The sequence below is a fragment of the uncultured Pseudoteredinibacter sp. genome (genome assembly GCF_947502065.1).
Classification (GTDB): Bacteria; Pseudomonadota; Gammaproteobacteria; order Pseudomonadales; family Cellvibrionaceae; genus Pseudoteredinibacter.
The window spans coordinates 431,637-454,307 of sequence record NZ_CANMYE010000003.1; the positions used below are offsets into that span (position 1 = coordinate 431,637).

Sequence of the window (22,671 nt, forward strand, 5' to 3'; positions counted from 1 at the left end):
ACTCGGTAATAGTGAGATTCATTTAGCACTACCTGACCACCCATTGCCTTAAAAAACTGGAGATCTGACCGGCTATTCTAATTGCTATAGGGCTTTTTAGGGGCGCAAAAAACGGCATCCATGCCAGCTCTCGTCCTCATCCGAATCGGACAAGCCCTAAAAAGCCCTATAGCAATTAGAACATCCTACATTAGCTTTCTATTCAGGATAGCTTTAAAGCGGAAAGCTGACCAACCACCTGATAGGCTCCTCCATAATTAGTACATTGATCAAGACGTGAATTCATCACCTCATTTCAATTGCCAGCAATACTGCCAAAACCTAGCTAATTATAAGTTAGAGCCACAAATGCAAGATACTGGGTTGGGGTAGTGATTTGGAGTGACTAGGCTCCTGGATGGAACGGGTGGCTGCATGGACGCAGCATTCGGAACGGAAAATCACTACCCCAGCCCAGTGTCTGGTCAGTAGTCACTGTAATCAAAAACTATAACTTCTCTTTTAATAATAAGAGTTCCGGCCAAAATACCGCCAACTAATTATTACAACGAAAGATGTTCCACCCAGGATTGCGACAGCTGGTTGAGGGCGACGTGTTTATCAAAATAGGAAATTGATAAACACAGTAGATAAAAAACAAAAACGCCACGCTGGTTTCCCAGGGTGGCGTTTTAAGCTTGTTTGATTAATTAAAAATTAATCTTGAGACAAGCTGTATACATAAGCGGTCAACATGCGAATCTTGTCTTCACGTAGTTTATCAGCCTGAGCTGGCATTACGTTAGCACGACCGGCACGAACAGAGTGACGGATACCTTCGCCAGTTCCTTCGTATAGCCAGATGCTATCAGTCAAGTTAGGCGCACCCAACATCTTGTTACCTGTACCATCAGGACCGTGACAAGCTACACAAGTCGTATTGTAAACCTGCATTCCTTTTTCTAGCTTAGCAGCATCGTGCTCTTGGCCAGACATCTTCAGAACATACTCAGCAACAGCTACTACACCATCTTCACCGATTACATCACCCCAAGGAGGCATTGCACCGTTACGACCGTGAGTAATACTCATTTCAATTTCAGCAGGTGTTCCGCCGTACAACCAATCTTTATCGGTTAGGTTCGGGAAGCCCACGTTACCGCCACCATCAGCACCGTGACATACAGCACAGTTGTTGGCGAACAAACGAGTACCAATCTTCATGGCCTTAGGATCTGCAGCAATATCTTCGATTTTCATGTCTTTATACTGACCGAAAGTCTCAGAATATTTTACATTGGCTTTTTCCATCTCAGCTTCCCACTGACCGACAGAAGTCCAACCTAAAACACCTTTCCAGTTACCTAGAGCTGGGTACATTACAAAATAGATCGCACCGAACACCAAAGTAATAACAAACATCTGGAACCACCACTTTGGAAGCGGGTTATCGTATTCCTGAATGCCGTCGTACTCGTGGCCAGTGGTTTCGTTTTCTGGATCATCATCATCGCTAACAGCAACTTTCTTGTTCGCGAACAAGACCCAGCAGATCAATACTAAGTTGGTTAAGGTTAATAAAATTACCCACCAACTCCAAAATGTAGTCAACATATTCAAATACCTTTATTCAGCGTTGCTGGACCGGGCGTCTTTCTCGGTCGACGCCTGTTGGTGATCAACTTCGTCGGCAAACGGTAAGTTTGCAGCCTCATCAAAGCCTTTTTTGCGCTTGCTGCTCCACAACCAAATCCAAGTTGCGATAAAGCAAATCATCAAAAAAACCGTTGAGATGCCACGCCAATCGTTAATATCCATAACGCTCTACCCAGTGATTAACGCTTCTGTTTCAACAACAAACCCAGGTTCTGCAAGTAGGCAACCAAAGCTTGAACTTCAGTCTTACCTTTTACAGCTTCCTCAGCACCAGCAATATCTTCATCGGTGTAAGGAACACCCAAGGTACGCAATGCTTCCATTTTCTTAGGAGTCACAGTGTGATCTAACACATTGTCAAACAGCCAAGGGAAAGCAGGCATATTGGATTCAGGTACTACATTTCGTGGGTTGTATAAGTGCGCGCGGTGCCACTCATCAGAGTAACGACCACCTACACGAGCCAAGTCAGGACCAGTTCGCTTAGAGCCCCACAAGAATGGGTAATCGTAAACAGACTCGCCTGCAACAGAGTAGTGACCATAACGCTCAGTTTCAGAACGGAATGGACGAACCATCTGGGAGTGACATACGTTACAACCTTCACGGATGTAAATGTCACGACCTTCCAACTGCATAGCAGTGTAAGGCTTCAGGCCTTCGATAGGCTCGGTGGTTGCCTTGTTAAAGAACTGAGGCACGATTTCTACCAACGCACCGAAGCTGATGGCTACGACCATCAGGATCATCATCAGGCCGATATTCTTTTCTACTTTATCGTGATTCTTCACGGTTATCTCTCCTCTACCTTAAGCCGACTGAGGCTGCGCAGCAGCAGCGTTATCAGATTCAGCTTGGAATGTACGGTAGGTGTTGTAGGCCATAAACAGCATGCCACCTAAGAAGATTGCACCACCTAGTACACGTACATAGTGACCTGGGTAACTGGCTTCTACAGATTCAACGAAGCTATAGGTCAAGGTGCCGTCAGCGTTAAATGCACGCCACATCAAACCTTGCATAATGCCGTTCACCCACATAGAGGCGATGTACAATACAGTACCGATAGTCGCCATCCAGAAGTGCAAGTTAACCAACTTCACGCTCCACATTTCTTTGCGACCTAGCAAAGCAGGAATCAAGTGGTATAGAGCACCGATAGATACCATGGCAACCCAGCCAAGTGCACCAGAGTGAACGTGACCAACAGTCCAGTCAGTGTAGTGAGACAAAGCGTTTACAGTCTTGATAGACATCATTGGGCCTTCGAAGGTAGACATACCGTAGAAAGACAGAGATACCACCAAGAAACGAAGAGTTGGGTCAGTGCGCAATTTGTGCCATGCGCCAGACAAAGTCATGATACCGTTGATCATACCACCCCAAGATGGAGCCAATAGGATCAAAGACATCACCATACCAACACCCTGGGTCCAATCTGGCAATGCAGTGTAGTGCAAGTGGTGAGGACCAGCCCAAATGTATAGGGAGATCAAAGCCCAGAAGTGGATAATGGATAGACGATACGAGTAAACAGGACGCTCAGCCTGCTTAGGTACGAAGTAGTACATAATGCCCAAGAAACCTGCAGTTAGGAAGAAACCTACCGCATTGTGACCGTACCACCACTGGATCATCGCATCCATGGCACCTGCGTAAGCAGAGTACGACTTGGTCAAGGTTACTGGGATAGCCGCAGAGTTAACTACGTGTAATATCGCAACCGTTAGAATAAAGGCACCGAAGAACCAGTTCGCAACATAAATGTGCGAGGTCTTACGCTTAATAATAGTGCCGAAGAACACGATACCGTAAGACACCCATACCAAGGTGATCAAGATATCGATTGGCCATTCTAGCTCAGCGTATTCTTTTGAAGAGGTCATACCCAAAGGCAGCGTAATTGCAGCCAATAGAATAACCAATTGCCAACCCCAGAAGGTGAATGGGACTAAGAACCCACCAAACAAGGTTGCCTGACAGGTACGCTGTACCACGTAGTATGACGTTGCAAACAAGGCACAACCACCGAATGCGAAGATTACCGCATTGGTGTGCAATGGACGCAAGCGACCAAAGTGTGAGAAAGGTTGCATAATGTCATTCAGTTGCGGCCAGGCTAGCTGCGACGCGATCAGTACGCCCACCGTCATTCCGACCACGCCCCAAACGACGGTCATCACGGCGAATTTACGTACTATATCGTAGTTATATGCCGGCTGTTCACCAGCGGTTGCCAAGTTACTACTCATAGCGACTTTCCTAATTGATTTTAAGAATTGAGGATTCTTTTTTCGACCTAACAACGCCTCAAAACTCCTAGGGAGTGTTTTCGGCTGTCATTGGATACTTCTTTAATTACCCCAATGCACCGCAAATTATCTACGATGTCAGGTTTTTATCACTTGATTCCGATCAATAAGACCAGTCAGCCAGCTAAAAAAGGGCCAGTCTAGGCAAAGAAGTTGGCTGAACACGGTCTGCCCCTCCGTCCATGGAGTATGGGCTAATTATTTGCTGTTGCCAGCTTTTATAGATTATTTCGACCTTTATCGGCCGCAATTCGTAAACGCAAAGAGTTTAGGCGAATAAAGCCCTCAGCATCTTTCTGGTCATAGGCACCTGCGTCATCCTCGAAGGTTGCAATCGCCTCATCAAACAGACTATCAGCACTGCGGCGACCTACAACCGACACACTGCCTTTGTATAGTTTTACGCGAACATCGCCATTCACATGTTGCTGACTTTCATCGATAGCGGCTTGCAACATTTTGCGCTCTGGGCTCCACCAGTAGCCGTTATAGATTAGATCGGCGTATTTCGGCATCAACTCATCTTTAAGGTGAGCCGCTTCGCGATCTAGAGTAAGTGATTCAATACCACGGTGTGCCTTCAACATAATGGTGCCACCGGGAGTTTCATAACAACCACGCGACTTCATGCCTACATAACGATTTTCTACGATATCCAAACGGCCAACACCGTTCTCGCCGCCCACCTTGTTTAGATACTCCAATACCGTCGCTGGACTCATAGCTTCGCCATTGATGGCAACAATATCGCCTTTCTCATAGGTCAGTTCTAAATAAGTAGGCTCATCTGGCGCCTCTTCTGGAGAGACGCTCCAACGCCACATTTCAGCATCGTTAGCCTCCCACCAAGGATCTTCCAAATTGCCACCCTCATAAGAGATGTGTAGCAAGTTAGCGTCCATTGAATAGGGAGATTTTTTCTTACTGCTGGCGAAGTCCACAGGGATATTGTGATCTTCGCAATATTTCATAAGGGTTTCGCGGGAAGTTAGATCCCACTCACGCCAGGGCGCAATTACCTGAATACCCGGCTTAAGGGCGTAAGCGCCTAGCTCGAAACGAACCTGGTCGTTACCTTTACCTGTCGCACCGTGGGAGATCGCATCAGCGCCGGTTTCATTCGCAATCTCAATCAAACGCTTAGCAATGAGCGGACGGGCAATTGAAGTACCTAGCAGGTACTCGCCTTCATAAATAGTATTGGCACGGAACATTGGGAAAACGAAATCGCGGGCAAATTCTTCACGCAAATCGTCAATGTAGATCTCTTTTACGCCTAGCGCTTCCGCTTTGGCTCGGGCTGGCTCTACCTCTTCGCCCTGGCCGATATCAGCGGTAAACGTTACCACTTCGCAGTTATAGGTTTCTTGCAACCAGCGCACGATGACCGAGGTGTCTAAACCACCGGAATAGGCCAACACTACTTTTTTTACTGAGGACATAATTGTCTCCCGCTATGGATCGATAACTTTGGCTCGCCATTCATAACAAGCCTTGCTTAATAGCCCTGTGATTGCCAGAGGCCTATGGCTGTTACTCGCCATTTTGTTACGCAGTCTCTATCTGCTAGTCAAATTTTGAACGATTTAGCCGAAAACAAGGGTTTTCGCGCCTAAAATTTGGCGCACGTATTATACATAGAGGGATAAATATTTCACAGAACTATCCCTAAATTTAGCGCAAAACAACTACACTCTTTGGGGTATCTGAGTTCAAACGTCACTAGAAACAGCGCTGAAGAAAATTCTAAGCACTAGCGTGAAGCCATATCCAAGGAGACTTCGCCCTTCTCAAGGCGAACAGTTACACGACGATTTACAGCACGTCCTTTAGCGGTGCTATTGCTCGCTACCGGGTAGCGCTCACCATGCCAACGTATCTGAATTTTATCTTTATCTAAGCCCGCACGCAGCAAATACTCTGCTACCTGCTCGGCCCGTTTTTTAGACAACTCGAGGTTTTCAGCCATGATACCGCGGCTATCAGTATGCCCATCAATATAGTAGGTGGTCACTTCAGAATCGGCCTTGGCGTATACCACTACCTTATCAAGAGAAGCTCTTTGCTGCTTACTTAGCGACTCTTTAGAGCCGCCAAAATATAGTGTCGTACGCTCAACCTGATCAAAGTTCACAGGCAGAAGGCCAGATACGCAGCCAATGTAGTCATCATATACTGGCCGGTAATTCATCGAATTAAAAGCCACAGACAGCGACTCACTATCTCCATACCATGGTTTACGGGTAATCACTACCTGCTGACCCTTACCCAGTTCAGCCATAATACGCTCAGCTAGTTTTGGCCCTAATGTTACTGGGCGCTTGGACTCAACAACATCTATATAACCAAGGTTTGTCACGGCAGAACGCGGCTTCCAGACAGGCCCTGTTATTTGCAAGGAGCCTCGGCCACGCTTAAAGAATACGCTCTTAGTATCCAGGAAGAACTGCTGCCTCTCCCCTGCCCTACGGTAAAACACCACCTGGCCATATTGAGGCACCATTTGGCTCATGCGGCACTCAAAAATGGAGGACTCGCTCTCCCAGCTAGACTTATCAAATCCCGCCTCAAAGCGCACAGCCTCAGCATTTGAAGCAAGCAGAACACCACAAAGCAGGGACAGGCATAGCGCCGACTGCAGCAAATCAAGGTGACGATTAGATTTAAGCGACTGCAACATTGGCCCACACCCTTGCGATACATTCAATAACTGAAGCTTAGACTAAGAATATCGGCACACAGCGGATGTGCTTTAGGCCCAATTTTGGTAGGATGCCGCGTCAAAGAACTATAGTTACTATCAATAGCTTGAATACTGCTAGCAAGGAACCTTAATGAGCCAACGCTTAACCATCTGCCGCCCTGACGACTGGCATATCCACCTACGAGATGGAGTCGCATTAGAACACACCGTTAGGGATGCCTCGCGCTACTTTGGCCGAGCCATTGTTATGCCCAACTTGGTTCCTCCCGTTTTAAATGCAGACCAAGCGCTTGCCTATAAGGATCGCATTCAGGCTAATCGCCCAGAGGGCTCTCAATTCGAGCCACTAATGGTGCTTTACCTCACCGACAACACCAACGCAGAAGATATCGCTGCAGCGAAGGCCGCCGGTGTTGTCGCATGTAAGCTTTACCCTGCCGGGGCCACCACAAACTCTGATTCAGGCGTTACCGATATTAAAAATATCTATCCGGCTTTAGAAGCCATGCAAAAGCACGGCATTCGCTTTTGTCTGCACGGCGAGGTAACCGATAGCAGTATCGACATCTTTGATAGGGAGCAGCGCTTTATTGATTCAACATTAAAGCAGCTTAATCAAGATTTCCCTGAGCTTAAGATGATTTTGGAGCATATCACCACTAAAGATGCGGCGGATTTCGTAAACGCTGCTGGCGATAATATGGCGGCCACCATTACCGCCCACCACCTGCTGTACAATCGCAACCATATGTTAGCTGGCGGAATTCGACCACACTATTACTGCCTACCCATCTTAAAACGATCAACTCACCAAGAAGCACTGATCGCGGCAGCTTGCAGCGGTAGCCCCAAATTCTTCCTAGGCACCGATTCAGCACCACATGCCAAACACGCCAAGGAAGCCGCCTGCGGTTGCGCCGGCGCCTATACGGCTTTTGCTGCCATTGAAATGTATGCAGAAGCTTTTGAGGAAGCCAACGCACTCGATAAGCTAGAAGGCTTTGCCAGTCACTTTGGTCCTGATTTTTATGGCCTTGACAGACATAGCGACACTATCACTCTAGTTAAGGAAGACTGGCAGGTACCGGATAGCATGAATTTTGGTGACAGCGACCTTGTTCCTCTTAGAGCCGGCGAAACCTTGCGCTGGCGCGTTGCCGATTAAACAGTAATAGAATTAAGGAGCCAGTGTGGCAGTCATGAGCCCGGCCGAAGAAACACCGGAAATTAAAACCCTTTTTGCGCAGCGCTTTCGCGGTTTTTTGCCCGTCATTGTTGACGTAGAAACAGGTGGTTTTAACGCAGAAACAGACGCACTTCTCGAGGTAGCAGCTGTAACCCTTCGCATGGACGAAGATGGCCTACTGCATCGCGACGAAACCTTCGCCTGCCACTTAGACCCTTTTGAAGGCGCCAATATCGAGCAATCGGCCCTCGATTTCACCGGTATTGATCCATCAAGCCCAGAGCGCGATGCCCAACCAGAAATGTTTGCTCTACCTGAGATTTTTTCCGCCATTCGAAAAGCAGTAAAAGCAAATGGTTGCACTCGAGCGGTCATGGTTGCACATAATGCTCATTTTGACCTGGGCTTTATTAATGCGGCCGCAAACCGTTGCCAAATCAAACGCAACCCTTTCCATCCATTCTCTTGCTTCGACACTGCGACTTTAGCAGGGCTTGCCTATGGACAAACTGTACTGGCAAAAGCTTGCATTGTCGCCGGTATGGAATTTAGCAACAGCGAAGCACATAGCGCCGCTTACGATGCCGAAAAAACAGCCGATCTTTTTTGTTTGATAGTCAACAAATGGCAAAGCATGGGTGGCTGGCCGCTACCGCAAGAATAAAAATTACCAAAACTAAAGCCCTAGCCCCTCTAGGGCTTTGGTGATATTTCTTTCACCAATCCCACCTACACGCAAAATTTTATTTCAAAGCACAACACAAAGTTAGCGCCGTATCTACTATTAAGAAAAACTAATATCACCCTTTCTACATTCAGCTGCCAGCTCAATTACTTTTTGCCTATCAAGATTTTGTCCAATTCAAATTCCCATCCTATAGTGATATTTAGAACAAAATTTATTTACTTAGGGTGATCTCTATGCGCTTATCTATTCGCGCTAAACTACTGGCTGGTTTTGCTGCCGTTCTAACTCTTGTTGCAACAACAGCAGTTTACTTATTTTTAAACATTAAAGAGATTTCTGAAATTGAATCTCGCCTAACCGAAGTACGCAAACCAACGGTTATCGCTGGCTTAAACCTCAGCAAGGGAATCAACATTACGCTTGCCGGGCTAAGAGGCTATATGATTCTTGGAAACATTCCCGAAAAGGCAGAGAAATTTCGTGCCGACAGAGCAGAGGGCTGGAAACTTATTGACGACAGCTTGAGCGAGCTAAACACATTAGCCAGAAACTGGACTGACCCAACAAACGTTCGTCGTTTAAACGAGATGAAAGCTGAAATTGAGGAATTTCGAGTTGCGCAAAAAGAAATTGAAGATATTGCCCACGCACAGGAAAATATCCCCATCCTAATTCAGCTCGATGAAGAAGCTAAACCAGCAGCCAATGCCAGCACGCTAGCTCTGAACCAACTATTACAAAGCAGCGCCAGCAGTGGTGGCAGCCCACAAAGCCTTAAGGATCTCAGCGATAGTATGAGCAGCATGTATCGCAGCATGGAAAGTCTGCGAGCTTACGTTCAAAACGGGCAAAGCAGCGACTTAAATACGTTCAATACACAATGGAAAAAGAACCAAGCACGTTTTGAACGCCTAAATCAACTCAATCGATTACAAACCAATAGCAACTGGAGCAACTATAGTGACAGTCGATCCAACTTTAAGGCCATTGCTGACAGCATCATAAATAGCCGGCAAGCCGACGACTGGAACCTAGCCAATTACTGGCTCGGAACAAAAGCGGCGCCGCGAGCCAGTGCTATTCAAATTAATTTAACTGAAATGAGAAAGAACCAAAACGAGTTAATGAAAGCCGATGTCAAAGTACTAGCTGCCGATATTGATTATTCGAATGTTGCCCTAACCATCGGCACAAGCCTAGCTTTAATCATAGGTATTGGCATTGCCGTAACGCTGAGTCAAACAATTGTCAGCAAGATTAATAAGATTCTAAACGTGAACAAAAGCATCGCCAAAGGCGACTTAGACTTTGACGATCTTGTATTGGATGGAGGAGACGAACTGGGAGAACTTGCCAATGCCACCAATGAAATGGCAAACAGCTTACGAAGCCTATTACTTGAAGTTCAAAATGCCACCAACAATCTTGCCAGCGCAGCGGAGCAACTGGTCGGCAGCTCACTGAGAACCAGTAAGGGCATGGAATCTCAAGAGCAAATCAGCGGTCAAGTGGTAACCGCCATGGATGAAATGTTTCGCACCGTCGAGAACATGGCCCAAAGCGCCTCCATGGCAGCCGATGCCGCCAACTCTGCCGATCAAGAATCCCGTGATGGCTACAGCATCATGGAAACAAATATGACTTCAATCAACCTATTAGCTCAACGCATTGAAGGCGCCGCAAGCACTATTGCCGAGCTTGAAGAAGATACCAAAGGCGTCGATGCGATCGTGCAGGTGATCAACGATATTGCAGAACAAACTAACCTGCTGGCCTTGAACGCCGCCATCGAAGCAGCAAGAGCTGGCGAACAAGGACGCGGCTTTGCGGTAGTAGCTGACGAGGTTAGGACGCTGGCCGGCCGCACACGCGATTCCACCGGCGAAATCAACTCACTATTAGAAAAACTTAAAAATGGCGCCCTACAAGCTGTTAACGTAATGAAACAAGGGCAGGAACAAACTAACGAAAGCGTTCAAAGTGCTGAGAGTACCAGCTCATCACTACAAAGCATTACAAGCTCAGTAAGCACTATTAACTCAATGAATGCTCAGATTGCCTCTGCAACTGAAGAGCAAAATGCCGTCGCCAAAAACATGAACGAGAGTATCGATGAGATTCGCCGAGAAACCCAAAATGCGATGACCAATATGCGCGAAACCGACTCTGCAGCTCAATTAGTCGGACAACACACAAGCAACCTTAACCAACTTACCCAAAAGTTTAAACTTCCGGCGGCATAAACAAAACAAGGGCAGCTTTCGCTGCCCTTATGCATCTCAAAACTTACAAGCCACCTGGGCCGCAATCGTTCTTTAAGAATGAAATAATTGATTCGTAGAGAAGTTTTTGGTGATCATAGTTCAATGTGCCATAGAAGTGATCCGCACCATCAAGCTCTACATATTTAAAGTCTTTACCTTGATCCGCAATAGCCTTGCGATATTTTTTAGCATGATCAACAGGCACTCGTTGATCTACTGACCCGTGAATCATCAATAAGGGGATGTTCACCTTGGCAGTTTCATCAATCGGATTAACCGCACCCAATCGATACTTAAGTTGACGCTCCTTTTGCACGCCCCGCAGGCGAGAACGATAGTAATTTACTTGCATAGTCATATCGGCAACGGCGGCACCGGCAATACTGCACTGATAAATCTGCGGTGTGCGAGAAGCAGCAACCAATGCCGCATAACCACCATAAGACCAGCCGTACATGGCTAGGCGACCCTTGTCGGCCCAACCTCTTTTTACCAACTCAAGAGCAGAATCGTCTTTATCATCTTGCATCTTATAACCGGCTTCACTGCCATTGATAAAAGAGGCTTTATGAAAATCGATGCCGTAGTTGAAGGATCCTCGATACTGGGGCTGAACAACCATATAACCATTGTTCGCCAACATTTGCGCCCACTCATCATATACCACTAATTGTGGGACAAATGGACCGCCGTGCGGAAGTACTATCGCAGGGAATGGAGGCTTCCCGTTGGGTACAGTGACATAAGCGGCCAGATCTCGACCATCGCGAGCCTTGAATTTTATGTATTTAAGATCTGCCAATTTATCCGCTTCAAGCAAAGGCTGCTCACTACCCACCTTACTAAACTTGCCTTTATGCAACAGATAATAAGAACCTGGATCTCTAGGCCCCGTGTTGTAGACCACTAGGGACTGACTATCTTTAGTGCGACTCAAAATTGAGGTGCGGTAGGCATTAGGAACGAGCTGCTCCAACTGCTTATAAATAGCGGCCTCTTCGGCATTAAAATACTCATAATGCAATTTGTCAGTCGCATAGCTAACAGCCACCACCTCATCATAAGAAGTCCACGAATTACTATGACTACGTATACCACGCACATCGACATCATTACGACGGTAAATTAACTCAGTAAATTTTTTACTACTCGAATCAAATTCCCACAAACCTTCTTTATCATGGCCATTGTTGGCGACAACAAAGAATAAATGGGGGTTGCCAACGTCAAAGCCTACAACACTAAAATTTTCGTAGCTGTTTTCACTTAAGCGATACAACTCCTTCCAGTCAGTCTCTCCAGGGCGACGGAAATACCAAACATACTCACCATTAGCGATATCAAAACCGCGCCCTAACCAGGGATTACCTTTGCCATCAAATTCCACCTGCCCTAAGGAAATCTTGCCACGCAATATTAGCCGCTTACGCCCTGTTTTCAGGTCTAACTCGTAATAAGCCGTTGGTCTAAACGGCTCTGACAAACGGTTATTTTCAAATTCGCCAGGCGTAAATGAATAGATCACCTTTTTTGGTTTTTCAGGTAAAAGATGGGAGATTGAAGCTCCAATCTGATCGTACTCTTTAAATTTCTTGGTTTTAAGATCTACCGAAGCCAGCTTGTACTCGAACACACCTCGATTAAAACCTTCAATTTTGTCACGAACTTTTTGTCGCAAGCGCATCACGATATTGTCGTTGGTTGCCCAGTATATATTCCGTACTTCCATTGGATCGGCATTTAGCCGAAAAGGTTTGGCCGACATATTGTCGGTTTTATAGACCTCAACGATCGGATCACCCTCTTTTGAAGGGATAGTAAGAATCGCTAAGCGCTTGCCGTCAGGGGATAAACGAGCATCCATTACCACTTCGCGAAGCGCAAAATAGTCTAAAGGATATGGGGCGTTTGCGAATGAGTTTCGCGACAAAGATAATGCCGCACAAATAGCACAAAAAAGAGAAATAAATTTAACCATACAGCCTCCATTGCTTATAAATCGTAGAATTTATACACAATCACTGTATCAATCTGAAATGCATAAAAAAAGGGGCTAAAAGCCCCTTTTGATCAGAATAGTGCCTATGGCTTATAAGCCGCCTGGACCGCATTCATTTTTCAAGAAGCCGATAATTGACTCATACAGCTCCTTTTGATGATTGTAGAACAGGGTATTAGAGAAGTGATCAGCGCCATCGAGCTCCACATAAGAAACTTTCTTACCGTGCTTCTTCACTTCATCCATGTACTTTCGAGCATGGGCAGGTGGTACACGCTGGTCCACAGAACCATGAATCACCAACAATGGAATATTCACCTTTTCCACTTCTTCAATAGGTGAAATACTGTCATCCCACATACGCAGTTGCTCTAACTTACCCGCACCACGAATACGAGCTCGATAGTGGTTCACCTGGTATTGGTTATCAGTCACTGCAGCACCCGCAATTGAGCACTGATAGATATTCGGCGTACGCGCGGCTGCGATTAGCGCCGCATAACCACCATATGACCAGCCGTAGAATGCCAAGCGATCCTTGTCCGCCAAGCCCTGCTCTACCAAGTACATCATGCCGTCGTCTTTATCATCTTGCATTTTGTAGCCACCTTGGCCACCAGCCTCAGTGTTAAATGCCGATAGATAATGCTCCATGCCATGACCACGCGAACCTCGATATTGCGGCTGCAATACTAGATAGCCGTTATTGGCCAACATCTGCGCCCACTCATCGTAACGAATACCTTCAGCAACAAACGGACCACCATGCGGCATTACCACAGCCGGGAAAGGAGGTTTGCCATTAGGAACCGTGATATAAGCAGGAATGGTTCGACCGTCACGAGCTTTGTACTTAATATATTTAACATCAGCCAGACCTTCAGGCTTCAGCAATGGATAAGTACTACCAATTTTGTTGAAATTACCTTTATGAAGAAGGTAATAAGAGCCTGGATCACGAGGACCCTGGTTGTATACCGTTAAGGTATTACCGTCACGAGAACGGCTGTTAACTCGAAGATAGTATGCATTAGGCACTATGCCTTGAAGCTGCTGATAAACTGCAGCCTCTTGGCCATCAAAGAATTCACGATGAGTTCGATCAGTAGTGTAGCTTACAGCTACTTGCTTATCGGGATCAGTCCAATAGTTACTATGAGACAAGGTGCCGACGATATCGACATCTTTGCGAGCATAGATTAATTCACCAAATTTCTTGGCCTTAACATCATACTCCCACAAACCGGCTTTATCTTTACCGTTGTTCGCAACTACAAAATAGATGTTGGGCTTCTCGGTATCGTAACCAGTTACACTAAACTCTTCGAAACTATCTTCGTGTTGACTGTAGAATTCTTCCCACTCACCCTCACCATTTACGCGAGCATACCAACTAAGAGTTCCAGTCTGTATATCAAAACCTCGCGCCAACCAAGGCTTACCTTCGCCATTCGTTTCAACTTGCCCCATGGAAACCTTACCACGAAACAACAATCGCTTAGCGCCTGTTTTAAGGTTTAATTCGTAATAAGCGCGAGGGCGGAATGCGCTGGAAAGCTTAGAACTCTTAAAGTTTCCAGGAACAAAGGAGTAAATCACCTTGTTCTTTTTTGCAGGTAAAATATTGGAAATACTCGCGCCAGCTTGCTCATACTTTTTGATCTTCTTCTTTTTAATATCTACAGAAGCTAGAACAAATTCATATACACCTTGATTAAAACCATCGATCTTATCGCGAACTTGCTGCCTTGCACGGAAAACGATCACATCATCTGTTGCCCAATAAAAGCTGGTAATTTCCATTGGATCAGCATTTAAGCGAAAAGGTTTCGCACTTAAGCTGTCAGTTTTATAAACCTCGATATACGGATCGCCGTCTTTCGAAGGATTGGAAAGCATGGCCACATGCTTTCCATTTGGAGAAACCTCCACATTAGACACCGCTGAGCGCACGGCGAAATAGTCTAGAGGATAGGGCTCTGCAGCACTTAGTAGTGCAGCACCCATCACCGAAAAGGACAGTAATAATAACTGAGCCAAATTTAGTGTTTTCATACATCACACCATTGTTATTTTGATGCCGAAATTGGCACTTTTAGAAAAACAAAGGAAAAAAAAGCCCGCAAGCGCGGGCTTTATTTGCTTCAAATTAGAACTTGCGCCCTAGCTCGAAGAACAAGGTACGGCCACGTAAATCGTAACCAACACCAATTGGAGTGTTATTCAAAGCAAACACTTCGTTACCATCAACCTGAGGTGGAGCTTCGTCAAATACGTTACGAATACCACCACCAATAGTCCAAACATCACCATTGTAGTAGAAAGAAACGTCATGCTTGAAGTAGTTATCGGCGAAACCTACATCGCGACAGTCCGTACCACCGTTTGCAACACCCACACAAGTATCAGAAGTGAAACCAGTATCGTTGGTGTCATAAACGTCACTGTAAGCGTCAATACCTTCAAACTCTTGCTCTACAGAACCGATATAGCGCACTGCCCAAGTAAAGCGGTAATCACCATACTCTACACGGAAGGCGGTATTGCTACGCCATTCAGCATAACCAAACTCACCTACATCATTGTCGTAATCCTGTTCACCTTCATCGTTGGTGAAGGTAGTAGAACGCTCGATCAAACGGTTGAAACGAGCATCAACACTTAGATCAAATGGCAAGTCAAACATTGTTACAGTTTGCTTCCACAACAAGTTGATATCGATACCACGAGCAGTTTCATTATCACGGTTAATAAAGCCCGCATCGACATAATCAATCAAGCCATCAGAACCACGCTGAATATTGCCACAGAAAGTACTCACAGTGGTCGTATAGTAACAATCATTCACCAAGAATTGGGCAGATGGCTCAACAATGGAGTTATCGATATCAATATCGTAGTAAGTCATGCCTAAGGTTAGGTCAAACTCTTCAAAAAATGGCTGCTCGAAGCTAAAGCCAACAGTGAAAGAGTCAGAAGTTTCCTCTAGCAAGTCCCTGTTACCACCCTCAGCGATTTCAACACTGTATGTATTGAAGCCATTGTTTTCTAAGGATGTAGGATCCAGACCTTGCGCTCGACAGTTTTCCAAAACCTCAGGACCACGGTCATCTAGAGCAGGGTTGTAGCCGCCATTAATAGGATCGATAGCATCACCCGGTATTAAACATGGATCGAATACATCATTGAAACCAGTTTGGGCCTGTAAGAAGTTTTCACGCAGGTTCGGAGCACGATAAGAGGTACCGAAAGTCGCGCGCAGCAATAAGGAATCTACTGGTCGATAAGCGATTTTACCAGAATACGTTGAAGCACTACCATATAGCTCGTCCTTGGTATAACGACCAGACAAGTTCGCAGTTAACTCAGTAGCCAAAAATTTGTCAGCTAATAGAGGTACTTCAACCTCAGCGTACATCTCGCGAGTGTACTTGCTACCTGTAGCGCCACCGTCAGAGAAGAAGCCAAAGAACAAGCCATCACGAGCCACATCATCAGGAATAGATTTAATGCGGTCGTCACGAATTTCAGCACCAATTCCCGCAATCACATTACCGGCCGGCAACTCAAATAGGTTACCCGTTGCAAAAGCCGAGAAAATACTCTGGTAGTATTCAGTTTTAAAATCACGAGTATCAAACAAGTAATCACGCTCGGCCTGTGTAGCAAAGTCACCTACACCAATAGTGTAAAGGGAGGGTGCGTACATGTTTACAGGCACACAACCGTCAGTACCATCAGGGATACCATCGCCATTGTTATCTGCACCACAGATATATGAACCAGGGTTGTTAGGATCCTCAATGGTAGTATTCAAGGATAAGCTTAAACGGTCACCACGAATACCCGGACGACTTGAATCACCTTCTGACTTACTAAATGACCAATAGGTATCAAAGGTCCAATCGCTCATTGAACCGATGTTCAACTGAGGCAAATCGCCACGCAAGCCACCCACAAAGCGGAACAGTTCAATTTCGACGTTACTGATATTACGATCACCACGAACATTCACAACCGGCTGTGTCGAAGCAGCGCCAATTGGGCCTACTAGCAAACCAAAATCAGCTGGCGTACCACCGTAACGCGCACGAACCTGCTCAGCAAAGGCAGGGTTAGTTAGCAACTCGTCATATGCCAATCCACAGTCAACGCCATTTACGCCGTCTGGGTTACATAGGTTAAACGGGTTGTTTGCCGGTACTGTTGGAAACAGTTGTGGCTCGTCGTTCAAAGCGGTAGTTTCACGCTTCGAGTACAAAGTCTCAAAGTATGGAGTAAGGTTCATGTCACCGTCAAAGGTGTACTCACCATAAAACATCGCATTAGTAGTTTCTTGATCAGGGTATAAATGAGCATAACCCTGATTACCGTTCTGACTGTAATCCTGATAAGAAGTATCAGCGACACCATCACCATTGATATCAATACCAAGGCCAAAAAGGTTAGTTTCAGTAAAGTTACCCCAACCACCATTGGAGCTACCAGGCGTATAATAAATACTACCTGCACTCGGGACGATTGTACGGCCAACTAAACTAGAGGTTACCTTACAACCACCTGTAGTAACCATACCAAGAGTTTCTTCATAACGGCGCTCTTCAGAATAGATGTTGCCATCCAAACCAATCTCACGGTGCTTATCACAGCCAGCAGTCCATGGGCGATCATCAAACGCGACAGAATCAGCTACAGAATAATCTAAACCAAAACCAACAAAGCCACGATCCCAGTTTTTGCCCCAAGTTACAGTCAAGGTGGTCTCTTCACCATTGCTGTGCTCAGGCATGGTTGTGAAAGTACTCACCTCCAAACCATCGAAATCTTTTTTCAGGATAACGTTAGCCACACCCGCTACAGCGTCAGAACCGTAGATAGATGAAGCACCATCCAACAGCAAGTCATATTGCTGAACAATACCCGAAGGAATCAAGGTCAAATCTGGAGCAGACGGAGCGCCCTCAACACCGGCAGGAGCCAAACGGCGACCGTTCAACAATACCAAGGTACGACCAGCACCTAGACCACGTAGGTCTACAGTTTGCGAACCAGGGCCGTTATCCAATACAAAGCCAGAGAAGGTCAAATCGATCTGCTGACCAGCGGCGGCACCGGTAGACTGCAAAATATCTGCTGGGTTAATCAAACCCACATCTTTTGCGCCTTCAGCATTAATTACCTGCAAAGGCGATACACTACTAAAAGTGTCACGCTTCAAACGAGAACCGGTTACTACCACCTCCTCGATATCGCGGTTTTTGGCCAAGCGGCCAGAACTTTGCTCTACCTGCTCTTCAGCCTGGGCTTCAACCTGCTGCTGGGTAATTTCCTGGGCATACGCCGGGAAAGATACCGCAGAAATCAAGGCTGCAACAGATACACCAGCCGCTAGAGGCTTTAGCTGCCACATTGCGGTCTTATGACGATCGATCATACATACTCTCCGATGTTTTATAGTTGTTATTCACCCCCTATATAACTTCGCCAAATATGACATGACAAAAATTTCATAAAGGGTTAACGTAAACTTAACGAAAGTAAAAACCTCGCCCTCAAAAAAAATATTAAAATTTGGAACTTTTTTGCTACTTTTGTCGTCATATGTAAGTTAAAACCGAATTTCCCACATAATTGCCTGATTAATAGGCAGCCCCTACTGCTCACCATTTCGACAAGCCAAATTAGGCCACGACTCAAGCGCATCTGACTTTGCCCCCTATCGGCCACTCCATCCCCTCTTCTTTATTCTACCTAATGGCAAACGCTCACCTATGCGCCTATTCAAGACACAAAAAAAGCCGCTAGCTTTCGCTAGCGGCTTTTTTAGAGGAGTTTTGCTTAGGCTTATTACAAGCTATCAGCATTCTCGCTCAAGTACGCAGCAACACCGTCTGGAGAGGCAGTCATACCCTTATCACCTTCGGTCCAACCAGCAGGACATACTTCGCCGTGCTCTTGGTGGAATGCCAAAGCGTCAACCATGCGTAGCATCTCATCAACGTTACGACCTAGAGGAAGATCGTTAACTACCTGGTGACGTACCAAGCCATCTTCGTCGATCAAGAAAGAACCACGGAAAGCCATGCCACCAGCAGACTCAACATCATATGCCTGACAGATAGCGTGATTCATATCAGCAACCAAGGTGTACTTAACTGGGCCAATGCCACCTTCGTTTACTGGGGTGTTACGCCATGCGTTGTGAGAAAAGTGGGAATCGATAGAAACACCGATAACCTCAACACCACGCTTTTCGAATTCAGCGATACGATGATCGAAAGCCAATAGCTCAGAAGGACATACAAAGGTGAAGTCCAGCGGGTAGAAGAAAACAACCGCTTTCTTGCCCTTAGTAGCTTCAGCTAAGTTATAGCTATCTACGATTTCGCCAGAACCCAAAACTGCTGGTGCTGTAAAGTCTGGAGCTTGCTTACCAACTAAAACGCCCATATTCGTTCTCCCTTAATAAAGAAACATATAAAAGGCCCAGCCAATGCTGAGCCCGAAAATACAGTGTGCTATCGCCTGCTCGCTTTAAGCGCATTCTTGATGTTACTAAAAGCCTTGTTACAGCTTTAAAACAGCAAGCACTTGTCGCGCAAAAAACAATCAAAGACAGGTTGTGTAATAGCTGAAAACTATAATACACCCCTTATATTTCCTGTCCCATTGTTTTTTTTAATAGTATCGATAGATCCGCTTATCAATTTTTGTTGATGCAAGTCAGAATTAAGTGCAAATTTTATTGACACTCATTATCATTAACAATAACATACCGCCAAATTGATCCGTAGAGCCTTAATTCACCATGTACGTATGCCTTTGCAAAGGAATTACCGATAGCCAGATCCGCGATGCGGTTTGCGCCGGTGCCAGCTCTTTGCGTCAGGTTCGTAAACAGCTGGGCGTCATGTCTCAATGTGGTAAGTGCGGCATTCTAACGAAGGAAATCGTGCAGGAAACTGTAGAGCAGCGTAATCTTGACGCCAACGAATCCCTGTTTTACGCAGCCAATTAATAAACCTCTGTCTGCCCGCTTTACCCACCAAATTGCTCCCCCCTTTCTAAATCCATCTACCCAATAACACCTGCTATAGCTGGCAAATTGTTTTGAAGCACTCTGCCGCTTAAACATACAATGCACCCCACTAAGCTAAAAGCACCTGATAATCATATTCAATATCATTAATTTTTACTTGAAAATCAACAACTTAGAGCCATCACAGGCTTGACTTAGAAGGTTGCGAGGGCCACACTAAGCTAATCTGCCAACCTATAGGCAGAATCGAGCGATGTACCGCAAGCCGCGATAAACCGATAGCTAGATAGGAATTCCACTATGAGAGGCGACAGCAAAGTAATTGAGCACCTGAACCAGGTTTTGGCCAATGAACTGATTGCCATTAATCAGTACTTTTTACATTCAAGAATGTTCAAAGACTGGGGCATTAAAGAGCTGGCCGAACACGAGTACAAAGAATCTATCGAAGAGATGAAGCACGCCGATGACATTATCGAGCGCATCTTATTCTTAGAAGGCATCCCTAATCTACAGGATTTGGGTAAGCTGATGATCGGTGAAAATACCGAAGAAATGCTTAAGTGCGATATGCGCCTTGAACTGCAAGCCATACCCGATCTTCGCGAAGCCATTGCTTATTGCGAGTCAGTACAAGATTACGTAAGTCGTGACCTGCTAGAAAAAATCCTCAGCGAAGAAGAAGAGCATGTAGATTGGCTAGAAACCCAGCTAGACCTTATCGATAAAATGGGCCTACAAAACTACATCCAATCGAAAGCTGGTTAATTTTCTTAAGCCCGGATCGTGACCGGGCTTTTTTGTCACCTAGGTCCACCCCCCTCTTCTTATTTCCGACCAACTGCAAGCTCCCATTAGCGCAGCTACAAAATCTCTAGCTATACTCAAATCAGGGAAAATAGAGGCTGAAGCGTATCAACAGCAGCCTGATTGAAGACGATTGGAGATCAACTTGTGCTAGAGCACTTCTTAAGCGCGAGCAATACCGTGGTATACAGCCTACTGCTGCTAGTCATCATTAGCTGTCGATATCACCTAGAAAACAGCGGCAAAATACTGCTGGGAGCAGCAATTGCATTTGCCGGATATTTTTTAAGCTTATACCTAAGCGCCAATGTGGTAGTTTCGCAGCTTTTGATAAGCGCGGCCCTTAGTCTCTTGCTGGCCAATTATGTAATAAAAACATGGCCCCTTTCAGCAGCAAGATTAGCCGCTATTTGCTGTACTTTAATCCTCACAGGCTCAGTAATCCCGTTTTCTTGGCTACCTATCTTTGAGGCAGTCACTCTGTTTGCTATAGCAGCCATTGGGCTAAAAAGCGATCAGACACGCAATCTATACACTTGGGCCACTTGTATAGCCTTAGCTTTTGCTGCAGTAACGGGTTTGAGCCAAAGCCACTTTTGGATACACCTTATCAGTTACAGCGTACTTGCTCTTGTGCTAGCCACTAATATCATTGTTCAGCTCAACCGACAGCTTTACATGCAAGCCAATAGCGACCCCTTATCTCAACTTCCCAATCGTCGCTGCCTTAACGAGCATGCAGAAGCCCTGGCCAACCGAGAACAGAGCTACTGGTTACTGCTTTTCACTCTAGATGGAATCAAGCAGATTAATGACACCTATGGCTTTTCTGCAGGTGATAGCGCCATCTGGGTTGCCAGTCGAAAAATGATATCTGCCGTTGGTAACAAAGACTTTCTGGGACGAAATTTTGCCAAAGAGTTTGTCATCATTACTGAACGCAGCAAAACTGAACTTGATTTATTGATTGCCGAACTCGAAGGCAGCATTCGCGCTATCGAGTCTATTGATAAGCATAATGTCAGTATGGGGATACATTGCGGACTTGCTTTCAATAACGGCGCCAAGGATAGCTTTAGTGAATGCCTGCAATCTGCATCGGCCGCACTGCAGTTTGCCGAGTCTCAGCAACTGAATCACGCTTTTGTAAACGAATCCATTCTAGAGAGCGTTAATCGACGTAATGACCTTGAACAAGGTCTTCGTCAAGCAATTAGTGAAAAATCATTACAAGTCCACTTCCAACCAAAATACGACTGCCATCAACCCGAAAAAATAGTCGGCGCAGAAGCCTTAGCGCGCTGGCAGTATAAGGGTGAGAATATATCGCCTTTTGAGTTCATCAAACTTGCCGAAGAGTGTAATTTGATTGCCGATCTTGACAAGGTCATCATGGAAAAGTCTTGGCTGCTTGGTAAACAACTACAAGAGCAAGGGATATCAATAAAAATTGCCGCCAACTTCTCCCCGACCAGCTTACTGAATGGTGTTTCCTTATTAAAAATGGTCAAAGGCATTATCGAGGATAACAAGCTAGACCCCCGCCTGATTGAGATCGAAATCACCGAAAGCTACCTCGCTCACGGAGAAGACATTAAAAATCAATTACAAGTCCTAAGGGATATGGGTATATCTGTCGCCATGGATGACTTTGGCACAGGGTTTTCCAATCTAGGTCAATTAGAAGGCCTGCCTTTAGACACCTTAAAAATAGACAAAATATTTGTCGACAAGCTATTAGACAACCCCACTGTAACCGAGTTTATCGTCGATCTTGCCCAGAAGCTGAAATTACAATTAGTTGCTGAGGGCGTAGAAGAGGATCAACAACTTCAATGGTTGAGCCAGCATAGCTGTCAGATGATTCAAGGTTATTTATTAAGCCGCCCTTTACCCGAGGCTGATTTTGTTAGCCTGCTAGAACAAACGGTAAAACGTCCACCTGTACTGAAAATCGCCAAATAAACTCATAGACAAATGCCTACCTGTAGCATGTTTCAAGCTATTATATTAGAATAATCTAAATTAAATACAGAG

At 45.6% G+C, this 22,671-nt stretch carries 16 protein-coding genes; 6 read left to right on the forward strand and 10 right to left on the reverse strand.

Annotation, left to right across the window (positions count from 1 at the left end; all coding sequences use genetic code 11):
* Positions 1-696: 696 nt before the first annotated feature.
* The 6 genes from ccoP to Q1A41_RS11515 all read right to left on the reverse strand — a co-directional run bounded on the left by ccoP (position 697) and on the right by Q1A41_RS11515 (position 6,627).
* Complete coding sequence (gene ccoP, locus Q1A41_RS11490; RefSeq protein ID WP_363322378.1) at positions 697-1,590, reverse strand: cytochrome-c oxidase, cbb3-type subunit III; 894 nt, start codon at positions 1,588-1,590, stop codon at positions 697-699.
* Positions 1,591-1,605: 15 nt separating this feature from the next.
* On the reverse strand, positions 1,606-1,797 hold the full coding sequence (locus tag Q1A41_RS11495) for a cbb3-type cytochrome c oxidase subunit 3 (protein ID WP_299774856.1): 192 nt from the start codon (positions 1,795-1,797) through the stop codon (positions 1,606-1,608).
* 17 nt (positions 1,798-1,814) lie between these two features.
* Complete coding sequence (ccoO, locus tag Q1A41_RS11500) at positions 1,815-2,426, reverse strand: cytochrome-c oxidase, cbb3-type subunit II (protein WP_299774858.1); 612 nt, start codon at positions 2,424-2,426, stop codon at positions 1,815-1,817.
* 18 nt (positions 2,427-2,444) lie between these two features.
* Entirely contained in the window at positions 2,445-3,887 is a 1,443-nt protein-coding gene (ccoN, locus tag Q1A41_RS11505; RefSeq protein ID WP_299774860.1) for a cytochrome-c oxidase, cbb3-type subunit I, read from the reverse strand.
* A 278-nt stretch (positions 3,888-4,165) separates the two neighbouring features.
* Entirely contained in the window at positions 4,166-5,389 is a 1,224-nt protein-coding gene (locus Q1A41_RS11510) for an argininosuccinate synthase (RefSeq protein ID WP_299978830.1), read from the reverse strand.
* Between the two features lie 311 nt (positions 5,390-5,700).
* Positions 5,701-6,627 (reverse strand): OmpA family protein, encoded by a 927-nt coding sequence (locus tag Q1A41_RS11515; RefSeq protein ID WP_299978833.1) that lies wholly within the window; start codon positions 6,625-6,627, stop codon positions 5,701-5,703.
* A gap of 154 nt (positions 6,628-6,781) precedes the next feature.
* On the opposite strand from Q1A41_RS11515, the gene pyrC reads away from it, so the two are divergent.
* The 3 genes from pyrC to Q1A41_RS11530 all read left to right on the forward strand — a co-directional run bounded on the left by pyrC (position 6,782) and on the right by Q1A41_RS11530 (position 10,768).
* A complete protein-coding gene (gene pyrC, locus Q1A41_RS11520) occupies positions 6,782-7,816 on the forward strand; it encodes a dihydroorotase (protein ID WP_299978835.1) in 1,035 nt (344 codons plus the stop codon).
* A 34-nt stretch (positions 7,817-7,850) separates the two neighbouring features.
* Positions 7,851-8,501, forward strand: coding sequence for a ribonuclease T (gene rnt, locus Q1A41_RS11525; protein ID WP_299978919.1), 651 nt, complete (start codon positions 7,851-7,853; stop codon positions 8,499-8,501).
* Positions 8,502-8,758: 257 nt separating this feature from the next.
* The gene (locus Q1A41_RS11530) at positions 8,759-10,768 is read left to right on the forward strand and encodes a methyl-accepting chemotaxis protein (RefSeq protein ID WP_299978838.1); all 2,010 of its coding nucleotides are present in this window, start codon (positions 8,759-8,761) and stop codon (positions 10,766-10,768) included.
* 43 nt (positions 10,769-10,811) lie between these two features.
* Here Q1A41_RS11530 and Q1A41_RS11535 read toward each other — a convergent pair whose 3' ends face one another.
* The 4 genes from Q1A41_RS11535 to Q1A41_RS11550 all read right to left on the reverse strand — a co-directional run bounded on the left by Q1A41_RS11535 (position 10,812) and on the right by Q1A41_RS11550 (position 19,238).
* A complete protein-coding gene (locus Q1A41_RS11535; protein WP_299978841.1) occupies positions 10,812-12,767 on the reverse strand; it encodes a prolyl oligopeptidase family serine peptidase in 1,956 nt (651 codons plus the stop codon).
* Between the two features lie 111 nt (positions 12,768-12,878).
* Positions 12,879-14,843 carry a prolyl oligopeptidase family serine peptidase gene (locus tag Q1A41_RS11540; RefSeq protein ID WP_299978844.1) on the reverse strand — a complete coding sequence of 655 codons (1,965 nt, stop codon included), beginning with the start codon at positions 14,841-14,843 and terminating at the stop codon, positions 12,879-12,881.
* A gap of 94 nt (positions 14,844-14,937) precedes the next feature.
* Positions 14,938-18,222, reverse strand: a complete 3,285-nt coding sequence (locus Q1A41_RS11545) for a TonB-dependent receptor (protein WP_299978847.1) — start codon at positions 18,220-18,222, stop codon at positions 14,938-14,940.
* 413 nt (positions 18,223-18,635) lie between these two features.
* Complete coding sequence (locus Q1A41_RS11550; RefSeq protein WP_299774878.1) at positions 18,636-19,238, reverse strand: peroxiredoxin C; 603 nt, start codon at positions 19,236-19,238, stop codon at positions 18,636-18,638.
* A gap of 358 nt (positions 19,239-19,596) precedes the next feature.
* Here Q1A41_RS11550 and Q1A41_RS11555 point away from each other — a divergent pair, with 358 nt between their 5' ends.
* The 3 genes from Q1A41_RS11555 to Q1A41_RS11565 all read left to right on the forward strand — a co-directional run bounded on the left by Q1A41_RS11555 (position 19,597) and on the right by Q1A41_RS11565 (position 22,599).
* Positions 19,597-19,806: a bacterioferritin-associated ferredoxin gene (locus tag Q1A41_RS11555; RefSeq protein WP_299978849.1), complete on the forward strand. Its 210-nt coding sequence runs from the start codon at positions 19,597-19,599 to the stop codon at positions 19,804-19,806.
* A 321-nt stretch (positions 19,807-20,127) separates the two neighbouring features.
* Positions 20,128-20,595: a bacterioferritin gene (bfr, locus tag Q1A41_RS11560; protein ID WP_299978852.1), complete on the forward strand. Its 468-nt coding sequence runs from the start codon at positions 20,128-20,130 to the stop codon at positions 20,593-20,595.
* A 162-nt stretch (positions 20,596-20,757) separates the two neighbouring features.
* Complete coding sequence (locus Q1A41_RS11565) at positions 20,758-22,599, forward strand: GGDEF domain-containing phosphodiesterase (RefSeq protein WP_299978855.1); 1,842 nt, start codon at positions 20,758-20,760, stop codon at positions 22,597-22,599.
* The last annotated feature ends 72 nt before the right edge of the window (positions 22,600-22,671 follow it).

Bases quoted from the DNA above. Each gene is read 5' to 3' on its own strand.
- Q1A41_RS11550 (WP_299774878.1), bottom strand. From the start codon at position 19,238: ATGGGCGTTTTAGTTGGTAAGCAAGCTCCAGACTTTACAGCACCAGCA.
- Q1A41_RS11535 (WP_299978841.1), bottom strand. From the start codon at position 12,767: ATGGTTAAATTTATTTCTCTTTTTTGTGCTATTTGTGCGGCATTATCT.
- rnt (WP_299978919.1), top strand. From the start codon at position 7,851: ATGAGCCCGGCCGAAGAAACACCGGAAATTAAAACCCTTTTTGCGCAG.
- ccoN (WP_299774860.1), bottom strand. From the start codon at position 3,887: ATGAGTAGTAACTTGGCAACCGCTGGTGAACAGCCGGCATATAACTAC.
- Q1A41_RS11495 (WP_299774856.1), bottom strand. From the start codon at position 1,797: ATGGATATTAACGATTGGCGTGGCATCTCAACGGTTTTTTTGATGATT.
- Q1A41_RS11545 (WP_299978847.1), bottom strand. From the start codon at position 18,222: ATGATCGATCGTCATAAGACCGCAATGTGGCAGCTAAAGCCTCTAGCG.
- bfr (WP_299978852.1), top strand. From the start codon at position 20,128: ATGAGAGGCGACAGCAAAGTAATTGAGCACCTGAACCAGGTTTTGGCC.
- Q1A41_RS11510 (WP_299978830.1), bottom strand. From the start codon at position 5,389: ATGTCCTCAGTAAAAAAAGTAGTGTTGGCCTATTCCGGTGGTTTAGAC.
- Q1A41_RS11515 (WP_299978833.1), bottom strand. From the start codon at position 6,627: ATGTTGCAGTCGCTTAAATCTAATCGTCACCTTGATTTGCTGCAGTCG.
- Q1A41_RS11540 (WP_299978844.1), bottom strand. From the start codon at position 14,843: ATGAAAACACTAAATTTGGCTCAGTTATTATTACTGTCCTTTTCGGTG.
- Q1A41_RS11555 (WP_299978849.1), top strand. From the start codon at position 19,597: ATGTACGTATGCCTTTGCAAAGGAATTACCGATAGCCAGATCCGCGAT.
- pyrC (WP_299978835.1), top strand. From the start codon at position 6,782: ATGAGCCAACGCTTAACCATCTGCCGCCCTGACGACTGGCATATCCAC.
- Q1A41_RS11530 (WP_299978838.1), top strand. From the start codon at position 8,759: ATGCGCTTATCTATTCGCGCTAAACTACTGGCTGGTTTTGCTGCCGTT.